The organism is Sphingobium sp. CFD-2, from assembly GCF_024611135.1.
GTDB lineage: Bacteria > Pseudomonadota > Alphaproteobacteria > Sphingomonadales > Sphingomonadaceae > Sphingobium > Sphingobium fuliginis.
On record NZ_CP084408.1, the window covers coordinates 148,879 to 168,767 of the forward strand.

19 protein-coding genes and 2 pseudogenes are annotated in these 19,889 nt (G+C 61.5%); 13 read left to right on the top strand and 8 right to left on the bottom strand.

Annotated elements, in window-relative coordinates; all coding sequences use genetic code 11:
* Nucleotides 1-900, top strand: coding sequence for an efflux RND transporter periplasmic adaptor subunit (locus LDB29_RS27945; RefSeq protein ID WP_100239763.1), 900 nt, complete (start codon nucleotides 1-3; stop codon nucleotides 898-900).
* Nucleotides 894-2,303, top strand: coding sequence for an efflux transporter outer membrane subunit (locus tag LDB29_RS27950; RefSeq protein ID WP_015449302.1), 1,410 nt, complete (start codon nucleotides 894-896; stop codon nucleotides 2,301-2,303). Before LDB29_RS27945 ends, LDB29_RS27950 begins: the two co-directional genes overlap by 7 nt.
* Before the next feature lie 132 nt (nucleotides 2,304-2,435).
* On the opposite strand, the gene LDB29_RS27955 is transcribed toward LDB29_RS27950, so the two are convergent.
* From LDB29_RS27955 to LDB29_RS27965, 3 genes are all read right to left on the bottom strand, one after another.
* Complete coding sequence (locus tag LDB29_RS27955; protein WP_140043544.1) at nucleotides 2,436-2,819, bottom strand: hypothetical protein; 384 nt, start codon at nucleotides 2,817-2,819, stop codon at nucleotides 2,436-2,438.
* Nucleotides 2,820-2,965: 146 nt separating this feature from the next.
* On the bottom strand, nucleotides 2,966-3,346 hold the full coding sequence (locus LDB29_RS27960) for a response regulator (protein ID WP_140043545.1): 381 nt from the start codon (nucleotides 3,344-3,346) through the stop codon (nucleotides 2,966-2,968).
* A gap of 130 nt (nucleotides 3,347-3,476) precedes the next feature.
* On the bottom strand, nucleotides 3,477-5,261 hold the full coding sequence (locus tag LDB29_RS27965; RefSeq protein ID WP_140043546.1) for a chloride channel protein: 1,785 nt from the start codon (nucleotides 5,259-5,261) through the stop codon (nucleotides 3,477-3,479).
* 94 nt (nucleotides 5,262-5,355) lie between these two features.
* Here LDB29_RS27965 and LDB29_RS27970 point away from each other — a divergent pair, with 94 nt between their 5' ends.
* The 3 genes from LDB29_RS27970 to LDB29_RS27980 all read left to right on the top strand — a co-directional run bounded on the left by LDB29_RS27970 (nucleotide 5,356) and on the right by LDB29_RS27980 (nucleotide 7,634).
* On the top strand, nucleotides 5,356-5,751 hold the full coding sequence (locus tag LDB29_RS27970; protein WP_015449310.1) for a MarR family winged helix-turn-helix transcriptional regulator: 396 nt from the start codon (nucleotides 5,356-5,358) through the stop codon (nucleotides 5,749-5,751).
* Nucleotides 5,752-6,175: 424 nt separating this feature from the next.
* Entirely contained in the window at nucleotides 6,176-7,348 is a 1,173-nt protein-coding gene (gene metB, locus LDB29_RS27975) for a cystathionine gamma-synthase (RefSeq protein WP_015449312.1), read from the top strand.
* A gap of 37 nt (nucleotides 7,349-7,385) precedes the next feature.
* Complete coding sequence (locus tag LDB29_RS27980; protein WP_015449313.1) at nucleotides 7,386-7,634, top strand: hypothetical protein; 249 nt, start codon at nucleotides 7,386-7,388, stop codon at nucleotides 7,632-7,634.
* A gap of 255 nt (nucleotides 7,635-7,889) precedes the next feature.
* Here LDB29_RS27980 and LDB29_RS27985 read toward each other — a convergent pair.
* From LDB29_RS27985 to LDB29_RS28000, 4 genes and pseudogenes are all read right to left on the bottom strand, one after another.
* Nucleotides 7,890-8,779 (bottom strand): annotated as a pseudogene (locus LDB29_RS27985) (IS3 family transposase); the annotation flags it as partial.
* 624 nt (nucleotides 8,780-9,403) lie between these two features.
* Nucleotides 9,404-11,671: a nitric-oxide reductase large subunit gene (locus LDB29_RS27990; protein WP_257558628.1), complete on the bottom strand. Its 2,268-nt coding sequence runs from the start codon at nucleotides 11,669-11,671 to the stop codon at nucleotides 9,404-9,406.
* Between the two features lie 78 nt (nucleotides 11,672-11,749).
* Nucleotides 11,750-12,214, bottom strand: coding sequence for a cupin domain-containing protein (locus LDB29_RS27995; RefSeq protein WP_015449317.1), 465 nt, complete (start codon nucleotides 12,212-12,214; stop codon nucleotides 11,750-11,752).
* Nucleotides 12,215-12,471: 257 nt separating this feature from the next.
* Nucleotides 12,472-12,930, bottom strand: a complete 459-nt coding sequence (locus LDB29_RS28000) for an Rrf2 family transcriptional regulator (RefSeq protein WP_004212699.1) — start codon at nucleotides 12,928-12,930, stop codon at nucleotides 12,472-12,474.
* A 109-nt stretch (nucleotides 12,931-13,039) separates the two neighbouring features.
* Here LDB29_RS28000 and LDB29_RS28005 point away from each other — a divergent pair, with 109 nt between their 5' ends.
* The 8 genes from LDB29_RS28005 (at nucleotide 13,040) to ccoO (ending at nucleotide 19,195) form a co-directional block, all read left to right on the top strand.
* A complete protein-coding gene (locus LDB29_RS28005; protein ID WP_004212701.1) occupies nucleotides 13,040-13,477 on the top strand; it encodes a group III truncated hemoglobin in 438 nt (145 codons plus the stop codon).
* A complete protein-coding gene (locus LDB29_RS28010) occupies nucleotides 13,470-13,745 on the top strand; it encodes a DUF1971 domain-containing protein (protein WP_030089514.1) in 276 nt (91 codons plus the stop codon). Before LDB29_RS28005 ends, LDB29_RS28010 begins: the two co-directional genes overlap by 8 nt.
* A gap of 40 nt (nucleotides 13,746-13,785) precedes the next feature.
* Nucleotides 13,786-14,997, top strand: a complete 1,212-nt coding sequence (hmpA, locus tag LDB29_RS28015) for an NO-inducible flavohemoprotein (protein ID WP_015449320.1) — start codon at nucleotides 13,786-13,788, stop codon at nucleotides 14,995-14,997.
* A gap of 12 nt (nucleotides 14,998-15,009) precedes the next feature.
* On the top strand, nucleotides 15,010-15,471 hold the full coding sequence (locus LDB29_RS28020) for a hypothetical protein (protein ID WP_140043547.1): 462 nt from the start codon (nucleotides 15,010-15,012) through the stop codon (nucleotides 15,469-15,471).
* Nucleotides 15,472-15,635: 164 nt separating this feature from the next.
* Nucleotides 15,636-16,025 (top strand): YbaY family lipoprotein, encoded by a 390-nt coding sequence (locus tag LDB29_RS28025; protein ID WP_167706876.1) that lies wholly within the window; start codon nucleotides 15,636-15,638, stop codon nucleotides 16,023-16,025.
* A complete protein-coding gene (locus tag LDB29_RS28030; protein WP_140043549.1) occupies nucleotides 16,022-16,510 on the top strand; it encodes an META domain-containing protein in 489 nt (162 codons plus the stop codon). The genes LDB29_RS28025 and LDB29_RS28030 overlap by 4 nt, the downstream gene beginning before the upstream one ends.
* 345 nt (nucleotides 16,511-16,855) lie before the next feature.
* Nucleotides 16,856-18,499 carry a cytochrome-c oxidase, cbb3-type subunit I gene (gene ccoN / locus LDB29_RS28035; RefSeq protein ID WP_004212708.1) on the top strand — a complete coding sequence of 548 codons (1,644 nt, stop codon included), beginning with the start codon at nucleotides 16,856-16,858 and terminating at the stop codon, nucleotides 18,497-18,499.
* 3 nt (nucleotides 18,500-18,502) lie between these two features.
* On the top strand, nucleotides 18,503-19,195 hold the full coding sequence (gene ccoO / locus LDB29_RS28040) for a cytochrome-c oxidase, cbb3-type subunit II (protein WP_257558641.1): 693 nt from the start codon (nucleotides 18,503-18,505) through the stop codon (nucleotides 19,193-19,195).
* A gap of 71 nt (nucleotides 19,196-19,266) precedes the next feature.
* On the opposite strand, the pseudogene istB reads toward ccoO, so the two are convergent.
* Nucleotides 19,267-19,869 (bottom strand): annotated as a pseudogene (gene istB, locus LDB29_RS28045) (IS21-like element helper ATPase IstB); the annotation flags it as partial.
* Nucleotides 19,870-19,889: the final 20 nt, after the last annotated feature.

A 19,889-nucleotide genomic window follows, 5' to 3' on the forward strand; every position in this document is an offset into this window, starting at 1 on the left:
ATGTTGCACCGACAAAATCTCCTGCGATCGCTCGCCACGCTCCTCGTCATACTCGTAGTTCTGGGGGGGATATATGCACTGTGGCTGCGCTATCAGGTCGAGCCGGTCACGCGCGATGGCAAGGTGCGCGCGGACATGGTGCCGGTGGCCGCCGATGTCAGTGGGCTCGTCACCGAGGTGAAGGTCGCCGACAATCAGAAGGTCCGAAAGGGCGAGATACTCTTCATCATCGACCGTCCGCGCTACCGGCTTGCGCTGGAACAGGCCGAGGCCAACGTGGCAAGCCAGCGCACCGCGCTCGCGCAAGCTGTCCGTGAGGATCGGCGCAACCGGGCCATGCCCGAAGTGATCGCTGCTGAAGTGATCGAACAAGGCACGGCGCGGGTCGAAGGACTGCGGGCGACGATTGGTCAGGCGGTGGCAGCGCGCGACCTGGCTCGCTTCAATCTGGAACGAACCATCGTGCGTGCACCGGTGGACGGGACCGTGTCCAACATGTCGCTCCAGCCCGGGGTCTATCTGACGGCCGGCAAAGCCGCGTTAGCGCTCGTCTATGACCACTCGCTCCGGGTGGAAGGTTATTTTGAGGAAACAAAATTGCCGGCGATCCGCGTCGGCGACCGTGCAAGCATCTACCTGATGGGCGTTGCTGACGAGATCGAGGGGCATGTTCAGAGCATTGCGGGCGGTGTCGAGGATCGCGAGCGGGCCGGAACCGACGGGCAACTGGCTAATGTAAACCCGTCCTTCACCTGGGTTCGCCTCGCGCAGCGCATTCCCGTGCGTGTCACGATTGATAGAATACCGCCTAATGTACGGATGATTCCGGGCCAGACGGCCACGGTTGTCGTTCATCCGCGCGATGATGGGCGCAGCGTACACCGGAGCCTGCCATGGTAAGGCGCGCGCTGGTGCTGGCGGCTGCAGCCGCGCTGGGCGGCTGCACGGTGGTCGGACCCGATTATCATGTGCCTGACGCCGCGATGGTGAAGGCACCTGCGGCGCAAGGCGCGTTTCAGTCGATAGGCGCGGCCACGACGCAGGAACCGCTGCCCGATCATTGGTGGCGGCTCTACGAGAACCCGACCCTCGACCGGCTGATCGAACAGGCATTCGCCGCCAATACGGATCTGCGAGTGGCCGAGGCCAATCTCGAACGCAGTCTGGCCTTGCTCGACCAGCGCAATGCGGGCCGGGAAATTCAGGGCAGCGCGAACGCCGAAACAAGCTGGGCCCAGCGCTCGGCGGAAGCCGAGTTGAGCCATGTGAAGCCGCCGACGCGGCAAATCTACAATATGGGCATCGGGGCCAGCTATGATCTCGATCTGTTCGGCGGAATAAAGCGCGGGATCGAGGCAGCAAGTGCCGATGCCGACGCTGCCGTGGCGGCGCGCGATCTGGTGCGTGTGACCGTCGCGGCCGAGACGGCGCGCGCCTATGCCGACATCTGTAACGCGGGCTATCAGCGCGATGTGTTGGGTCGTGCGATTGCTGTCCTAGAGCAAAGTGTTCGATTAACCCGGATCATGGTGTCGCATGGACGCGCGGCACCCTATGAACTGGACCGGCGACAAGCGTTGCTCGAAGCGAGCCAGGCCCGGCTCCCACAATTGGTGGCGCGCCAACGCAACGCCCTTTTCCGTGCCACAGCGCTGGCCGGTCGCATGCCGAGCGACGCGGACCCCGGCCTGTTGGCGTGCCATGCCCCGCTTGCGCTGACACGCATGATCCCCGTTGGCGACGGTGCCGCGCTGCTCAAGCGTCGGCCCGACATCCGCATGGCCGAGCGCCGGCTCGCCGCGGCGACGGCGCGGATCGGCGTCGCCACGGCGGATCTCTATCCAGACATCCGCCTGGGGGCATCGATCGGCTCCACGGGGGCTGCCGCCGATTTCCTGTCACCGCTTACCAACCGTTTTGGTCTCGGGCCGCTGATCAGTTGGACGCTCAACCGACATGCCGTTCGCGCCCGCATTGTGGCAACTGAGGCCCAAAGTCGCGGCGACCTCGCCGCGTTTGACGGCGCGGTGATCAAGGCGTTGCGAGAGGTTGAGACGGCGCTGACCAATTATCAAGCTGGGCTTGAGCAGCAGGAAAGCCTGGATCGTGCATCCGAAGATGCCATGCGAGCAGCGATGCGGATAAGTCAGTTGCGGCGTGGAGGCAAGATCGCCGCGTTGCCCGCGCTCGAGGCTGAACGTGATCGGATCGCGGCGGATCAGGCGGCGGCCGAGGCGCGCGCGGCGATCAATGACGATCAGATTACGCTGTTCCTCACACTTGGCGGAGGCTGGACCAACTGAAACGCGATGTGATTTCCTCTGCCGTCAGAACCTGGGCTGCCACGTTTGCTGCTGGCGCGTGCGCGCAGCCTTCCAGGATTCGCTGACCGACGACCGCAGTACAAATTCGGTGATGCCGAACCCGGTTCCCGCTCATTTCTCCTCGACGGTGCGATCGAGCGTGAGGCTCCCCACCTTGCCATCGTCGAGGTGGACGACCGCCGCCCAGTAAAAATTGGCTCGGTAGTAGTCATGCACCATCATCCAGTCGGAATAGACACAACGCGCGATCTCGGGATCTTGCCGATCGCCCGTGCAATGCGCGCCAGCCTCTTCAAGGACGTCGAGCGCGCTCCAGAAGGACGTGCCTGGCGGAATCTCCCGGGCAAGAGTGGTGCGTGCCTTCTCGATGTCATTGTTCCACTGATAGTCGTCTTCGAGAACGGTGAATTGCAATGACGGCTTTGCCTCGTCCTTCGCCTCGAGTTCAGACGGGATCAAAAGCAGCGCGACGAGCGCGAGAAGAGGTTTACACATATTGTGCCTTCTAGCGGGATCGAGCCAACGCAAAACCGCAAGATATTGAAGTTTTCCATCAAGAAATCTGTTGTGATGCCGCCGCGCTTCTCAGCTCTCTCGATCTCGAAAACGCAGGTCGTTTGTAAAGACTGGCGACGAGACGCTCAGGGCGTCGACGATATAAGAATGGACGAGATCGCCGTCAGCATTTGCGACGTTCCGTATGGCTTGGGAACCATGATACTTTTGGGAACACCATAAACCGGCCATTCTGCGGCGCTATCTCCTGATGCATACACCACAGGAATATCCGGTTGCAGTTCTCGGGCGCGCCACGATACCTCCCATCCGTTGGGACCCACCCCAAGCCTCACATCGGTGACCACTCCGGCGATTTCAGGATGACGGCTATCGAGAATGGTGATGGCATCCACTCCACAGGTCGCGGCGATGACCACGTATCCGCCGAATTCTAGCATCTCCTGCAGCGTCCACAGGATAAGCCGCTCGTCCTCAACCAGCAGCAGCACCTTGGCGTCCGACATGCGACGTCCCCCCGTTCCTCCTTTTCCGATGCCGCGGCAGGAGTTTGTATCGCAATACGAACGAAAATAGGTGCGGGTTGGTTCCCCGGTCCCGTCCTTGCACGTCGTAACCGACCGATCCTAGGCCGTTCTACTGCGTGCGTGGTTGGAGTTTTGTTCCGAGATGGCGTGAGCGACCAAGTTCGGCATGGCGGTTTGCGCTGCGGGTCTTGAGCAGATCCTGGCGCGAAAGGATGCCGAGCACGCGCCTGGTTCCGGGCTCGATGATCGGAATGCGACCGATGCCGGATTCGACGATGAGATCGGCGACGACGCCGGTGGGCGTATCGGGATAGGCAACGGGCTGTGCTGCGTCCGAGATGGCGTCGATGAGCGGCGTTTGATCGTCGTCGCGCTCGCCCTGCCAGCGCAGGGCATCGGTGCGAGAGACGAGACCCAGCAATCTTCCTTGCGGGTCGGTCACCGGATAGCTGCGATGCACGGCTTTGGTTGCGAAGAAGGATACCGCCGCCTCCACGGTCATCGTGCCCGGTAGGGTCGCCGGATCGCGCGTCATGATCTGACCGGCCTGGATGAGGTCGAGCGGATCGACCGTATATTCCTGCAGGATATGCCGTCCGCGCCGCGCGATTTTCTCGGTGAGGATCGATCGCCGCATCAGCAGCACGCTGATGGCATAGGCGCCGCCCGCAGCCGCGATCGTGCATGGGATGGCGCTGAAGTGCCCGGTGAGTTCGACCGCGAAGATCGCGCCGGTCATCGGCGCACGCATCGCGCCGCTCATGATTCCCGCCATGCCGATCATGGCCCAGAACCCCGGATCACCGGGCAGGAACTGCCCGAGCAGGAAGCCGGCTGCGCCGCCCAGGATGAGGAGCGGGGCAAGAACGCCGCCAGACGTGCCCGACCCCAGCGCGACCAACCAGACGATGGCCTTCACGACGAGGAGCGCAGCAACGACCCGGAGCGATAACGAGCCATTGAGGAGAGCCTCGATGCTCGCATAACCGGCGCCAAGCACATGTGCATCGATGAGACCACCCAGACCAACGACCACCGCACCGATCGCCGGCCACCACATCCAGTGGAATGGCAGGCGATGGAAGAGATCCTCGATACGGTAGAGGGATGTCGATAGTAGAGCGGCTTCAAGACCGACGACGAGGCCGATCCCGCCGGAAGCGAGCAGGGCCCAGCTTTCCTGCGGAGCCATCGCCGCCATTGGAAACATCGGTCCCGACCCGAGCAGAAGCGGACGCCAGGCGAAGGAAACAAGTGCTGCAACGAGGACGGGGACGAAGCTGCGCGGTTTCCACTCGAACAGGAGCACTTCGACGGCCAGCAAGATCGCCGCGAGCGGCGTACCGAAGATGGCGGTCATGCCGGCTGCCGCACCGGCCACGAGGAGCGTCTTGCGCTCGGCCGCGCTGAGATGGAAGCATTGGGCGAACAGCGAACCAATGGCCCCGCCCGTCATGATGATCGGTCCTTCCGCGCCGAAGGGTCCGCCACTGCCGATCGAGATCGCTGAGGACAGGGGTTTGAGCAGCGCCACCTTGAGCGACAGTCGGCTCTCGCCGAAGAGGATCGTTTCGATCGCCTCGGGAATGCCATGGCCGCGAATCTTGTCCGATCCGAAACGCGCCATCAGACCCACGATAAGGCTGCCGATGATCGGAATCACGACCACCAGCCAGCCCACCGATGCGTCGGTTATCACGGAGTGATCGGCGGAGAGTCGACCGAACCAGAAGAGATTGGTGGCAATCGCAATGAGTTTGACCAGCACCCATGCGCCGAAGGCACCGCCCGTCCCGACCACGACGGCCATGACCGCCAGCATGACCATGCGGCGATCGACACTATGGTCGGCGAGTTGGTGGCCTTCAACGGAACGTGGGGGTGTCTGCGACATGAATCGATATTATCCTGCAAAAGTAGCTCGAGCCCATTATATCGCATTGCGATGTATTTCAATCAGTGAGGATCAATTGAGGCAAAAGGATAAATTGCTGGGGGATGCCGACTATGTGGCGCTGGCCTCATTTCGCCACGCCATTCGCCGCTTCCAGGCGTTCAGCGAGGAAAAGGCCATCGAAGTCGGGCTGACGCCGCAACAGCACCAGGCTCTCCTCGCGATCCGGGGCTGTCCGCCGGATGAAGCCACCGTCGGCCATGTCGCCGAACGTCTGATATTAAAGCCGCATAGCGCCACGGGCCTGATCAATCGCCTCGAAGCCTTGGCGCTTATTACGCGCGAGGCGGCTGCTACCGATCGCAGGCGGGCGCTGCTACGCCTTACCCCCAAGGCTTATGCCTTGCTCGACGCCCTGTCGGCTGTCCATCGCGAGGAAATTCAGCGCTTGCGGCCGGTCTTCACCGGCATTTTCGAACAATTGGGATGAGCAAGCAGCATTTAATGCAATTATGATGCATTGAAACAGAAATAACATTCATTTGTCTTATGGTATTCTAACCGGCACAACGCGATCTGCAGAGTGGAGTTGCTTCACGACAACAGCGCCCGGAGAGGATCCTGCGAAAGCAGGCCGGAGCGCGGGAAGGGAGCCAGAAACCGAGGATAAGTGCATGACGCAGACGGAGTATGGCGATCGGTGCAGGATGTGGCCGCATCGCTGGACGGCGGCGCAGGCGTCTCGGTTTAGCGGCTACTTCACCAGGTTAGACGCCGGCTCGCGGCCCCCCCTGCCGCAGCCGGCGTCTTTCCGAAGTTCGGTCAGGCCGGTCACTTACAAAATATTTGGGCCGCAAACTGGCCACTCAGCCGATCTGGCATCGTACTTCAAGTAACAGAGGGGCGTTGCTTCAATGACTGAACCCAAAGATCAGGCATCTCGCCTTCAGACAGTCGCCGCCGCGCACGGCGTTGCCAGCGATGTGGCCTTTGGAGCTGTCGCTCCGCCGCTTTATCTTTCGAGCACCTATGAGTTTGCCGGCTACGATCAACCGCGCTCCTATGACTATGGTCGGGCGGGTAATCCCACCCGCGATCTTCTCGGGCAGGCACTGGCGAAGCTTGAAGGTGGCGCAGGCGCGGTCATCACGGCGAGCGGCATGGCCGCGCTCGATCTTCTCGTCGGGAGAATCGGGCCGGGCGATCTTATCCTCGCACCGCATGATTGCTACGGCGGTACGATGCGCCTGTTGAAGGCGCGCGCGAACCGAGGGCATTGCGTCGTCCGGTTCGTTGATCAGGGGGACGAGAGCGCCTTTGCCGCCGCGCTGGAGGATATTCCGGCACTGGTGCTTATCGAGACGCCGAGCAATCCCTTGATGCGGGTCGTCGATATCGCAGAGCTTGCCGCAAAATCGCGCTCGGCGGGGGCTGCGGTTGCCGTCGATAACACGTTTCTTTCACCGGCTATCCAGCAACCGATCGCGCTGGGCGCGGACTATGTCATCCATTCCACGACCAAATATCTCAACGGCCATTCCGACGTGATCGGCGGCGCAGTTGTCGCGGCTGATCCGGTGCAGGTCGATGATTTGCGTAATTGGGCAAATGTCGTGGGGAGCACAGGCGCGCCGTTTGATGCCTGGCTAACCTTACGGGGCCTTCGCACGCTATTTGCCCGGATGGAGCAGCAGCAGCGCAACGCGATGATCGTCGCGCAATATCTCGACCGACATACGGCGGTGTCCCAAGTCCACTATCCAGGTCTCGTCGCCCATCCCGGCCACCGGATCGCCTCACGCCAGCAGCGCGGTTTCGGGGCGATGTTGAGCTTTGAACTCGCAGGAGGGGTGGAAGCGGTTCGGCGGTTTGTCGCTGCGGTCGGCTATTTCACGCTCGCGGAATCGCTGGGTGGGATCGAGAGCCTGGTCGCGCATCCGGCGACCATGACCCATGCCGATATGGGCGAGGAGGCGCGCTCAAGAGCGGGCATCAGCGACAGCCTGCTGCGGCTTTCGATTGGCCTCGAAGCCGAACAAGATCTGATCGCCGGCCTCGATCAGGGATTGGCGGCATGCGCGGGATGAACGCGCGCGGCAATCCTGGAAACTTCAGGAGAGAAATGTGCCCGGTTATGTATGGCTCGTGGATTTTTTCGGACTGCTTCTTGTGTTGCTCGGTTTCAACATGGCGTTCCGGCAGGCCAGCTTCAGGCGAGCTATCGGACGCCCGAAACCGCCCGCAAGCCGGTTGCGAGCGGGAAATGAGGATGAGGATCCGCTTACCTATATTCTGCGGATCGCCGGCGTCATGATGATGGTCTTCGGTATCGCGATTGGCGGTATGCTGACCTTGTTCAATCTGGCGCGATGAGTAGTCGGGATTGAGGCTCGATGTTCTGATCGCTGCGGCCAGGATGGCTTTGGTTTAGGCGAATACGGAGCGGGCCGATGACGCATGAATATGATGATCCAATCAATCCCGAAGCGGTCGCCGCCGCCGCGCGGCGCATCGCCGAACGTCACCGCGTCGAGGATCGACCGCTTGATCTGCTTGTCGAAGAGGTCGTGCTCGAACGCTTCTGCGGCTGCGTGACGTCGGCCAATGACAGTCGCAGCGCTTCGATCCTGGCTGGGCGGGATCGATGTAATGCCACTCGACCTTGTTCTTGCTGGCCCACTGCAGGATCGCCCGGCTCGTAAATTCAGTGCCATTGTCACTGACGATGCAAGCAGGTTTCCCATGGAGGCGAACCAGCGCATCCAGTTCGCGCGCCACTCGAGCCCCCGAGATGCTGGTGTCCGCTGCCAAGCACAGGTTCTCCCGGCAGCAATCATCGTTGATCGCCAGAATCCTGAACTTGCGCGACGCGCCAAACGTATCGGCGACAAAGTCCATCGACCAGCGGTCACCTGGGCGAAGTGCCCCCGGCACCGGTGTCCGACTGCCCCGGGCGCGCTTGCGGCCGCGACGTCGGCGCACAGACAAGCCTTCCTCCCGATATAGCCGGTAGAGCTTCTTGTGGTTCATGCTCATGCCCTTGCGCTCCAGCATGACGCCGATCCGACGATAGCCGAACCGACGGCGCTGCCCTGCGATTTCTCGCATCGCTTCGCGGATGGCTCCGTGGTCCGGCGGGCGTTCACGCCTGACCGTCTTGGGATCGACGCCAATCAGCACGCAGGCCCGGCGCTGTGAGACCTGGTAGTCCCGCATCACACCGAGCGCCACGTCGCGCCGCTGGCCCGGCGTCGTCAGCCTTTTCCCAGCAGGTCTTTCAGGATCGCATTGTCCAGCATGCTGTCGGCCAGGAGCCGCTTCAGCTTGCCGTTCTCGTCCTCCAATTGCCGCAACCGATGGGCATCGGAAACCTCCATGCCGCCGTACTTCGCCTTCAGCTTGTAAAAGGTCGCCGTGCTCAGGCCGTGCTTACGGCAAACCTCGACCGTTGGAAGCCCTGCCTCCTGTTCCTTGATCATCCCGATGATCTGCGCCTCGGTGAAACGGCTCTTCCTCATGCGTCTGCTCCTTCTCGTGGGCAGACTCTACATCAGAATAAGGGACCTTTCGGGGGGCAGGTCGGAGCACATAACCCTGACCGGCGAAGAATATCGCTGGCCAAAATTCTTAGCGTAGGATTTGGTCCCCTCCTGGAAACGCACCATGATCGCCATGTGCGGCATCGAGCGCGTCAGTCGCATTTGCGCCCGATGCCAACTGTCATGGATCCGTCCAAGCTGGTGACGGGGCGCGAAACGGCGCGGCAGTTTTTGCCCTTGCGGGGACGCCGGAGGGCTTTGCGCTCAGAGGCTGTCATGCACACCTGTTCATACAGCCATTTATCGGCAAAAGCTTGCCCATCGACGCGCACGCGGCGCCGGTAACGGGATTGGTACCGAGACTTTTCCTCCGGCGATAGCGACTGGAATGAACAGTCCCGTGAGCCGGGCGGCATCTGAGCAATCGCGGGCGAGGATAGAGCAGCCATCGACCCGGCTGCCAGACCTGCGAACAGAAGTTTGGTGCGCATGGACAAAAGGTTCACCGAAACTCGCATCCAAGTGTGGCGTTTGTCGACAGAACGTGGCTAGCCCACGAGCAAGGGTTGGCTGGGACTGTGCGGCATCGGACTCCTCGATCGATCACTGTGCAATTTGCGCCTCGCTGTCGTCAGACCGGGGTCTGAGCCAAAGACTGGCGACAAACCAGGCGAGCGCTACCGCCCCGGCAGAAAAGACGATATCTCCAGGAACCCTCAGCCACACCAGCAGATCGACCACCGGTTGCTGCATGAACTCGGCCGAGCGAGCGTACCAGTAGCCCTTGTCAATCGCGGCGATCAGCTGAAGCGTACCAAGTGGCAGCAAGGTCAGGAGCGCCATCAACGCAAGGCCGATGTTGAAGCACCAAAAGCTCGTCTTCAGCACGCCTTCGTTCCAGATCAGGTTCGGCAACATGCCACGCAGGCAGAACAGGACGAGCCCGACGCCCAACATGCCGTATACGCCGAACAATGCGGTGTGTCCGTGCAGCGGCGTCAGATTGAGACCCTGCATGTAATAGAGCGACAGCGGCGGATTGATGAGGAAGCCGAACAGGCCTGCTCCGACGAGATTCCAGAAGGATACCGCGAGGAAGAACATGACGGGCCATTTATAACGCTGCATCCAGGGTGTCGCGCTGCTCAGCTTCCAGTGTTCATAAGCTTCGAAGCCAATATAGGCGAGCGGCACGACCTCGAGCGCTGAGAAGCTCGCGCCAAGCGCCAGCACCGCGATCGAGGTTCCCGCGAAGTAGAGATGGTGCAACGTTCCCAGCACTCCGCCTGCCATGAAGATGATCGTGGCAAACAAGACGGCGACCGTGGCGGTGGGTGTCGGAATGAGGCCGAGGCGCGTGAAGAGGAAGGCGATGACCGCGGTGGCGAACACCTCGAAAAAGCCTTCGACCCACAGATGGACCACCCACCAACGCCAATATTCAATCATGGAGAGCGCTGTATGCTCATTCCAGAACAGCCCGGCACCGTAGAAGAGTCCGATGGCTACGGCGGATAGGAAAAACAGCATCGTGATGTGGCGGGATTCGGACTTCTCTTTGAGCGCAGGCCAGAGCGCCCGGCCGACGAGCACAAGCCAGAGCATCAGGCCGATGAAGAGAAACCACTGCCAGAAGCGCCCCATATCGACATATTCCCAGCCCTGGTGTCCGAACCAGAAGTTCCTCTCCAGTCCCAGTTTCTGCATCACCGCGAGCCATTGCCCGGCAAAGGAGCCCACGACGATAATCAGGAGGCAGGCCCAGAGGATGTTGGCACCCAGAGCCTGGAACCTCGGTTCATGGCCCGAGATCGCAGGAGCTATGTAGAGGCCCGTTCCCAGCCAGGCTGTCGCGATCCACAGCACGGCAAGCTGCGTGTGCCAGGTGCGGGTGATCGAATAGGGCAGGATCTCGGCCGCTTCATAGCTATAAACCAGCTGCCCCTCGACCTGATAGTGGGCCGTCATTGCACCCAGCATGATCTGCGCGAGAAACAGTGCGAGAACGACCCAGAAATATTTGGCTGTCGCCCGCATCGAAGGCGTCACCGCGATCTCGCGCAGCGGATCTTTCGCGGGGAGGTCGTGCTCCTTCTCCCTTCGTCCGTGCGTCACCGCATGGTGCCAACCCAACAGCGCGATGCCGGCAAGCAGGAAGGTGACGCTGAAGGCCGACCAGATGAATGTACTTGATGGTGGGCGATTCCCGACCAGCGGCTCGCTCGGCCAGTTGTTCGTATACGTTGTCGTCCGCCCTTGTCGTTCCGTTGTGGCCGCCCAGGCCGTCCACCAGAAGAAGGAGGTCATGGCGGCTCGGTGCCCTGCGTCGGGGACCGTATCGTTCTTCATGGCATAGTTTTCGCGCAGCTCGGCGGTGGCGGGGTCGTTGCCGAACAGATTGACGTAGTGCTTTGCCACCCGCTCGATTGCCACCGCGCGATCGTTGCTGATCGTGATGGTATCCGTGCTCGCTTCAAACGTGTTTCGGCGCATTTCCGTTTGCAGCCGCCGCTGGAGGAGCGCCTTGTGTTCCTCGTTTAAACTCTCAAAGGCGCCGCCCAGATCCCGCTGTGCCCAGAGATCGAGAAGTGCCAGTGATTCCCGGTGCAACCAGTCGGCTGACCAATCGGGCGCTACGTAGCCGCCGTGTCCCCAGATCGAGCCCAGTTGCATGCCGCCCATAGATTGCCAGACCTGGCGGCCACGCTGCATCTCGGCACGGGTGAAGACGGTTTCGCCGTTTGCGGTCACGACCTTGGCGGGAAGCGGCGGCGCCTGAATGCTGATGTCGCGGCCAACCAGAAGCAGGACGGCAAAAGAGACTGCCAGCAATGATAGAAGCCAAATCCAGAGCTGACGTGTTCGATCCATGGTTCTCCCCTATGGGCTACGAGGCGGTACAGCAAAGCGACTAGCGCGCTGCGCGCCGTGCCATCATGCCGCCCGTGATCAATTCTTCCTGGGGGCAGGCTGATCCGATTGAACGACCGGACCGCCTTCCGCTTCCCACCGGTCGACACAGTCGCAATCGTCATAGGCCTCGACCGCCAAGGTCTCGGTGCCGGCTTTTGCCTGTGATCCTTCTACAGGCGGAAAGAGGATCGTCAGAAGCAGCACAGAGTTTTCCGCGCCCTTGACCGAGTGCGGCGCGCCTCCTTCGAGATAGACCCACTGGTTACGCCGCAGTTCGATCGAGCTTGCGCTGAGCTCGACTTTCACATGGCCCTCGAGGCAATGCAGCATGATGCTGCCCGGCACCTGATGCTGGCGCATTTCGGTGCCGCTCGGGATCACCAGCCGGATGGTTTCGAAATGGTCCGCCTTCACGATCGCTGTGGAATGTTCTTCATGTGTCGTCACGTTCTCGGGCAAGAGATCGACGACTTCTCCGGGCGCTGCGTGGTGAAGGGCCATATCGTTCAATTCCTTTCCGTGTTCGTGGTTTTATGATTGGAGCAAGACGGGCAAGCGGACTGCCGCGTGCGGTCCGGCTTGGAGCGTCCAGCGCGCAATAGCTTTACCCATCGCGCGCCGATTTGGAGTCCTGCGGCGATCCATGACCGCGACGCGCGGCGACGACCGTCAAAGGGAGCGGGATCGACCGGTTCACCACATTCTGGACAGAACATGTCACGTTCCTCCTTTTCGGCTTCGATGCGCCAAGACGTCAATCATCCATCTGGCGCCGCAGGGGTTTCGAACCGATCGGCCGCGTTACGCTCGAAGAGCGACGCGAGATCTCGCCGCTTCGTCAGCAGGTCTGCAAGCGTATAGCGGTCAAGTACCGCCAGGAACGCGCCGAGCGCCTCCTTCAGCACGCCCGTCAGCCCACATGCAGGCGCGACCACGCATCCGCCGCAGTCAACGAGATCGAAGCCGTCCTCGGTCTGGCGTATGAGTGCGCCGATGTTGATCTCTTCGGGCGGCCGCCCCAGGCGGATGCCGCCCGACCGTCCACGCACACTCTCCACATCACCACTGCGTGCGAGTTGGTTCACCACCTTCATCAAGTGATTCTGCGAGATTCCGTAGGCCTGCGCGACCTCACCGATCGAGCACAGGCGGTCAGGCCGCGCGCCCAGATAGAGCAGCACGCGCATCGAATAGTCGGTGAACAGGGTCAGTTTCATGGGGCGTTCCCACTCTCTTCCTCAGCTCGTCGCATTAAGATGTATTCACCTTGCATGTTTTCAGGGAAAAGTATAGATGCATTCGTGATACATGATTGGAGTCGGGCGAATGACCGAGCTGGAACTGAAGGATGAGGCGCTCAAGCAGCTTGTCGACGCCTTCTACGCGCGCGTTCGCGCAGATGCCGACCTGGGGCCGATTTTCAACGACGCGATCGATGACTGGCCGGAACATCTCGAAAAGCTGGCGGCGTTCTGGTCATCCGTCATGCTCGCCAGTGGCCGATACAAGGGCCAGCCCGTGCCAGCGCACCTGAAGCACAGGTCGAGGATAACGCCAGCGCTTTTCGACCGCTGGCTCGCGCTGTGGGACTGTACGACAAACGAGATGATGGCGCCCGACGCAGCTGCGGCTCTGCAGGCGAAAGCGAAGCGGATTGCCGAGAGCCTGCAGCTTGCCATGTTTTTTCGGCTCGATCGGCCAAGCGTCGCTGACGGCGAGGCCGGGTCCATTCATTGCGAACGGCGAGTACCCACCCATGCCTGACATTCTACCCTATCGTTCGACGCCGGTGTTCGATCAGGACACGCTCCCGGCCGCCCTGCGGGCACGCCATGATACCAAGGCGGGTGTCTGGGGTTTGATCCGTGTTCTGGAGGGTGAACTTCGGCTGACCTATCTCGATCCACCGTCGGAGGTTGTCCTGACGCCCGAACGGCCCGGATTGATCCTTCCGCAGCAGCCGCACTTCGTGACGCCCGTCGGCGCCATGAAAATGCGGGTCGATTTCTATGATCAGCCGCCCGGCGACTGATCGTCGGGAAACTCGAACCCCTTCCAACAAGGAGAAGTTTATGTCGCAGCCTCTCAGCGATCAGACCATCGCGCTCGTCAAGGCGACGGTCCCTGCACTTGAAGCGCATGGCCTGGATATCGTGCATGAAATGTATTCCAGGATGTTCCAGAACCCGGAGATCCGCGACCTTTTCAACCAGTCGCATCATGGTGACGCCGGGTCGCAGCCGCGGGCGCTCACTGGCGCCATTCTCGCCTATGCCAGCAATATCGATAATCTCGGCGCGCTTGCGCCGGCGGTCGAGCGCATCGCGCAAAAACATGTCGGTCTCCAGATACTGCCGGAGCACTATCCGCACGTCGCCGAAGCACTGCTCGGCGCGATCAAGGCGGTGCTGGGCGATGCGGCGACCGATGAAATCTTGGGTGCCTGGGGGGAAGCCTATTGGTTTCTCGCCAATATCCTGATCGCGCGGGAACAGCGCGTCTATACCGAACAGAAGGACGCGGCCGGCGGCTGGAACGGCTGGCGCGATTTCCGCGTCGAAGACGTTGTGCGCGAAAGCAGCGTCATCAATTCCTTTGTCCTTCGCCCCGTCGACGGCGGCCCCGTCATGCGCCACAAGCCGGGCCAGTATCTTACCTTCTGGCTCGAAATTCCCGGACATCCGCCGGTCAAGCGCAACTACTCGATTTCGGCCGCCGCCAATGGCGAAACCTACCGCATTTCGGTCAAGCGCGAGCCGCAAGGGCTCGCTTCGGGCTGGTTGCACGACGAGGCGAAACCCGGGACGATCCTGAAGGTGGCCGCTCCCGCCGGCGAATTCTTCCTTGCCGATCATGTCGAACGGCCGGTCGTACTGCTGTCGGGCGGCGTGGGCCTGACGCCGATGGTGGCGATGCTCGAAGCCCTCGTTCAGAACGGCGCCGAAGTGCCGGTTCATTACATCCACGGCACGCATGACCGCGACACCCATGCGATGCGCGACCATGTCCGCGCTGTGGCGAGCCATGGCCAATCGATCGCGATCACCGATTTTCACCAGACCCCGCTCGAGGATGAAACAGAGGGCAGCGACTACGATGTGGCCGGCATAATTACCGATGAATGGCTGGTCGCCAGCACACCGGTCGCACAAGCGGACTATTACATCTGCGGGCCGCGTCCGTTCTTGCGTCATGCGGTCTCGACCCTGTCGCTGGCGGGTGTGCCGTCGGACAGGATCCACTATGAGTTCTTCGGCCCGGCTGACGAACTGCTCGCGGCTTGAGGGAGCGGAGGCATGGACGACATCATCCTGGCCCGAGCCATTCATGTCCTGGCGGTCCTTGTCTGGATCGGCGGCGTGGCGTTCGTGACGCTTGTGGTGATGCCGTCCGTGCGCGCCGCCAATCCGCCGGCGGAGCGGCTGGCGGCCTTTCATCGACTGGAGGGGCGCTTTGCGGCGCAGGCGCGCCTCTGGGTGCTGTTGGCAGGACTGAGCGGTTTCTGGATGATCTATCGCGCGCAGATGTGGGACCGCATTTTCGATCTTCGGTTCTGGTGGATGCATGCGATGGTTGGGCTGTGGGCCATTTTCGCCGCGATGCTTTTCGTGATCGAGCCGCTGTTTCTCCACCGCCGAATGATGACATCGGTCAAGCCCGCCGCAGATTTTGCCCGAATGGAGGCCCTTCACCGAATATTGCTGGGTATCGCGGTTGTCACGGTTCTCGGCGCAGTGGCGGGAAGCCACGGTTTCTAGACTGCGCTTTTCGTATGGTTCCAAAATTCGTGCCTGTCCTCCCAAGGACGGGATCAGATATCCGCCCGGCGGCCCGCGCCAATCCAGCCCAATCTTCCGCCCGCCATCGGACTTTCATGGTTCGGAACCATCCTATGCGAAGTCGATTCCTACAGGACAGCCGCTTGAAGTCCCCCATTATGCTGACGCCATGGGATCCGCCTGACCCGCTCTCTTCCGCTCCAATCGCACAGCAAAGTGAAAACGCCATGTTCAACAAGCCCTTCATTGCCGTACTGGCGGCGACCATGCTCACGCTCGGTGGCTGCGCGACAGACGCGCGATACGTCGATCGCCAAGCCCCTGTCGCCGAGCTGAGAGACAAGGTCGTAACCGGCAACGCATCCTATCGTCAGCGCATCGCTCTGCCTGCCCGCGCGACATTCAACGTAAGACTGCTGGACGTTTCGCGCGCCGATGCGAGATCGGCGATCATCGCCGAGGAAACGCGCGAGATAGCAGGGCAGCAGGTTCCTTTGCCATTTTCGATAAGGGTGAAGGAACACAGGACTTGAAGACCAACATGCGTTACGCAGTCCGCGCGACGATTACCGATCCCGAGGGCAAGCTGATATGGACCACAGATACGGTCCATTCGGTCGATCCCACGCGGTTCGAGCAGGATCTCGGGACGCTCAATATGGTTCGCGTTGGTGACCGCCCGGCGGCTTCAGGCTTGATCGGCCCGCAATTCAAGGTGGAGGATATCAATCAGACGGGTCTGATCGACAGATCCAATGTGACGGTGCAGTTTTCGCAAGACGGCCGAGTGAGCGGATCGGCCGGCTGCAACAGGTTCACCGGCGACTACTCGATCGAGGGACAGTCGCTTCGGATTGGGCCGCTCGCCGTGACGCGGCGGGCTTGCGTGCCGACGCTCGGAAACCAGGAAACCAGGTTCCTGGCCATTCTGCAGGATGTGACCTCATGGTCCGTCAACAGCAATGGGTCAGTGCTCTTCCGTGCCGACGACGGACGATACCTGGCGGCGATACGCTGATTCGACCGCAGTATGCTGAAGAGCGGCTGCCGCTCAGTCCTGACCGATCGGAGACGGAGGTCGAGCCAGTCTTGGACACAGGCTTAACGGTCCAAGAGCTTGATCGGCAAAAGTCCATTGCGCCGTCGCCAAACACAGGTTCAAATTCGGCCGCGATGCGTGGCGAGCGACGCTGACCACTGATTTTTTGGTGTTTACCGCGGGAGACGGCAGGGCAATAGTTGGGAACTTCCGTCCGACCCGCGTGTTGCTGGTTCGGCGCGAGCTGTGTTCCCATCGGGAGCGAACCTGCTGCTGCGCTGTCAGCCCGTGGCGATGACCGATGAGGGGGGAAATAGATCGGCCATGATACTGACCTTGACCGAGACCGAACGCCAGATCGCGCTCGCCATTTCCGTTGCCGTCGGTCTGTGCGGCCTCGTTCTCGCAGCGGCAGGCAATCAGGACACAATGGAAATCCACGGCTGGCTGATCCTGGCCATTGCCGCCATTTGCGCCATCATCGTAATCCGCGGCATCTGGGGACCGGAACCGCCAAAATCCCGTTTGCAAAGCTACTATGACGAGCCCATCAAGGCCGGCATCATCGCCAGCATGGCTTGGGCGGTGGTGGCGATGTTCGTGGGGGTCTGGGTCGCCGCGCTGCTGGCATTCCCTGACCTGACGTTTGACAGTGCCTGGGCGAGCTTCGGCCGCTTGCGACCGGTGCACACCAGCGGCGTGATCTTCGGCTTTGGCGGCAACGCGCTCATCGCCACCTCGCTGCATGTCGTGCAGCGGACCTCGCGGGCGCGTCTTCCCGATCAGCTTTCGGCCTGGTTCGTGCTGGTGGGCTACAACCTGTTCTGCATCCTCGCGGCCAGCGGTTATCTGCTCGGGGTTACCCAATCGAAGGAATATGCCGAGGCCGAATGGTATGCCGACATCTGGCTGGTGATCGTCTGGGTGACCTACTTCATCCTCTACATCCGGACGCTCGCACGCCGCAAGGAACCACACATTTATGTGGCCAACTGGTACTTCATGGCCTTCATTCTCGTCGTCGCGATACTCCATATCATCAACAATCTCGCGATTCCGGTCTCGCTGGGCCATGCGAAGAGCTACACCATCTGGTCGGGCGTCCAGGATGCTATGGTGCAGTGGTGGTATGGTCATAACGCCGTCGCCTTCTTCCTGACGGCGGGCTTCCTGGGCATGCTCTATTACTACCTGCCCATCCGGGCCCAGCGGCCGATCTTCTCCTACCGTCTCTCGATCCTGAGCTTTTGGGGCATTACCTTCTTCTACATGTGGGCGGGTTCCCACCACCTTCATTATACCGCCCTACCGCACTGGGTTCAGACGCTGGGCATGACCTTCTCGGTGATGCTCCTCGTGCCGTCATGGGCTTCGGCTGGCAACGCCTTGCTAACATTGAACGGCGCCTGGCACCGCGTGCGCGATGATGCGACGCTCCGCTTCATGATGGTCGCGGCGGTGTTTTATGGCATCTCGACCTTTGAAGGTTCGTTCCTCGCCATCCGGCCCGTCAATTCGCTTTCGCATTACACCGACTGGACGGTTGGCCATGTTCACGCCGGCGCGCTCGGCTGGGTGGCGCTCATCACCTTCGGCTCGCTCTACACGCTGGTGCCGTCCTTGTGGAAGCGCGAGGCGATGTATTCGCCCGCCTTGGTCGAGTGGCACTTCTGGCTCTCGCTTGCCGGCACTCTTGTCTACATTTTTGCCATGTGGAACTCGGGCATCATCCAGGGCCTGATGTGGCGGACCTATACGGAGGAAGGCACGCTAGCCTACTCCTTCCTGGATTCGCTCAGAGCCATGTATCCCTATTACATCGCGCGTACGCTCGGCGGCCTCCTGTTCCTGATCGGTGCTGTGATCGGCGCCTACAATATGTGGAGGACCATTCGCGCCGCCTCGGCCCAGGCGCCGTTCGAAGGCGACGTCCCGCTACAGGCCGCGACGGCGGCGGGGAGGGCCTGAGCCGTGGCGGAACTGTTTCATCGCAAGCTCGAACGTTCGGCGATCGGCTTCGTGCTCGCCATCATCGCGGCTGCCAGTGTCGGCGGCCTCGTCGAGATCGCTCCGCTTTTCACGATCGACGAGACGGTCGAGGAGGCGCCAGACATGCGGCTCTACACGCCGCTCGAACTGGCGGGGCGAAACATCTATGTGCGCGAAGGATGCTATGCCTGTCACAGCCAGATGATCCGGACGCTGCAGGACGAAGTTGAGCGCTATGGTCCCTATTCGCTCGCGGTCGAATCCAAATATGACCATCCGATGCTCTGGGGTTCGAAGCGCACCGGACCCGACCTCGCCCGCGTTGGCGGCAAATATTCCGATTTCTGGCACGTCGCCCATCTGACCAATCCGCGCGATGTGGTGCCCGATTCCAATATGCCGGCCTATCCCTGGCTGGCGCGGACGCCCTTGCGCCTCGCTGATCTGCCCTTGCACCTCAAGGCGCTGCGGGCCGCGGGGGTGCCCTACACCGATGCCATGATCGAGAATGCGAGCGTCGATGCCTTCGACCAGGCGACACCGGAAAGCTCGACCTCGTCCGGTATCACCGAGCGGTATGGCGAAGAAACGCAGGTTCGCGTGTTCGACGATGTGGCGACTGTCAACGGCGGAGTAAAAGTCGGCCATTGGGCGGCGCAAAATCAGGCCGGGTGATCCGTGTGCTGGCGAGCGCCGCGAGGGCGTAGCCCGAGTGGGGGTCGCCAACACACGGATGGTCTTTTCTGTCAGGGGTTGGAGCGTGCCTTGCGCGCCTGGCTTTGGGCCAGACGATAGCTCTCTCCGTTCATCTCGAGTATGGAGACGTGGTGGGTAAGCCGGTCGAGGAGCGCGCCTGTCAGGCGCTCGGAGCCGAACGTTTCGGTCCACTCGTCGAACGGCAAGTTGCTGGTGATCAGCGTCGAGCCGCGCTCGTAACGCTGCGAGATCAGCTCGAACAGCAGTTCCGCGCCGGTTTTCGAGAGCGGCACGAACCCCAGTTCATCGATGATGAGGAGCTTGTATCCGGCCATTTGCTTGTGGAGGCGCAGAAGGCGGCGTTCGTCGCGTGCCTCCATCATCGCGCTGACCAGCGCGGACGCGGTGGTGAAGCCGACCGTCAGGCCCTTCTGGCAGGCGGCAAGGCCGAGGCCGATCGCCACATGGGTCTTGCCGGTTCCCGAGGGACCAAGGGCTATGACGTTCTCGCGGCGGTTGATCCAGTCGCAGCGTGCCAGTTCCAGCACCTGCATCTTGTTGAGCTTGGGGATCGCGGCAAAGTCGAAGCTGTCGAGGCTCTTGGCGGCCGGGAACTTCGCAGCCTTGATCCGGCGCTCGACCATCCGGCGTTGTCATCGGTCGTGCAATTCTC

Excerpts from the sequence above, each read along its gene's own strand:
- LDB29_RS27945 (WP_100239763.1), top strand. The coding sequence starts at position 1 with ATGTTGCACCGACAAAATCTCCTGCGATCGCTCGCCACGCTCCTCGTC.
- LDB29_RS27950 (WP_015449302.1), top strand. The coding sequence starts at position 894 with ATGGTAAGGCGCGCGCTGGTGCTGGCGGCTGCAGCCGCGCTGGGCGGC.
- LDB29_RS27955 (WP_140043544.1), bottom strand. The coding sequence starts at position 2,819 with ATGTGTAAACCTCTTCTCGCGCTCGTCGCGCTGCTTTTGATCCCGTCT.
- LDB29_RS27960 (WP_140043545.1), bottom strand. The coding sequence starts at position 3,346 with ATGTCGGACGCCAAGGTGCTGCTGCTGGTTGAGGACGAGCGGCTTATC.
- LDB29_RS27965 (WP_140043546.1), bottom strand. The coding sequence starts at position 5,261 with ATGTCGCAGACACCCCCACGTTCCGTTGAAGGCCACCAACTCGCCGAC.
- metB (WP_015449312.1), top strand. The coding sequence starts at position 6,176 with ATGACTGAACCCAAAGATCAGGCATCTCGCCTTCAGACAGTCGCCGCC.
- LDB29_RS27990 (WP_257558628.1), bottom strand. The coding sequence starts at position 11,671 with ATGGATCGAACACGTCAGCTCTGGATTTGGCTTCTATCATTGCTGGCA.
- LDB29_RS27995 (WP_015449317.1), bottom strand. The coding sequence starts at position 12,214 with ATGGCCCTTCACCACGCAGCGCCCGGAGAAGTCGTCGATCTCTTGCCC.
- LDB29_RS28000 (WP_004212699.1), bottom strand. The coding sequence starts at position 12,930 with ATGAAACTGACCCTGTTCACCGACTATTCGATGCGCGTGCTGCTCTAT.
- LDB29_RS28005 (WP_004212701.1), top strand. The coding sequence starts at position 13,040 with ATGACCGAGCTGGAACTGAAGGATGAGGCGCTCAAGCAGCTTGTCGAC.
- LDB29_RS28010 (WP_030089514.1), top strand. The coding sequence starts at position 13,470 with ATGCCTGACATTCTACCCTATCGTTCGACGCCGGTGTTCGATCAGGAC.
- hmpA (WP_015449320.1), top strand. The coding sequence starts at position 13,786 with ATGTCGCAGCCTCTCAGCGATCAGACCATCGCGCTCGTCAAGGCGACG.
- LDB29_RS28020 (WP_140043547.1), top strand. The coding sequence starts at position 15,010 with ATGGACGACATCATCCTGGCCCGAGCCATTCATGTCCTGGCGGTCCTT.
- ccoN (WP_004212708.1), top strand. The coding sequence starts at position 16,856 with ATGATACTGACCTTGACCGAGACCGAACGCCAGATCGCGCTCGCCATT.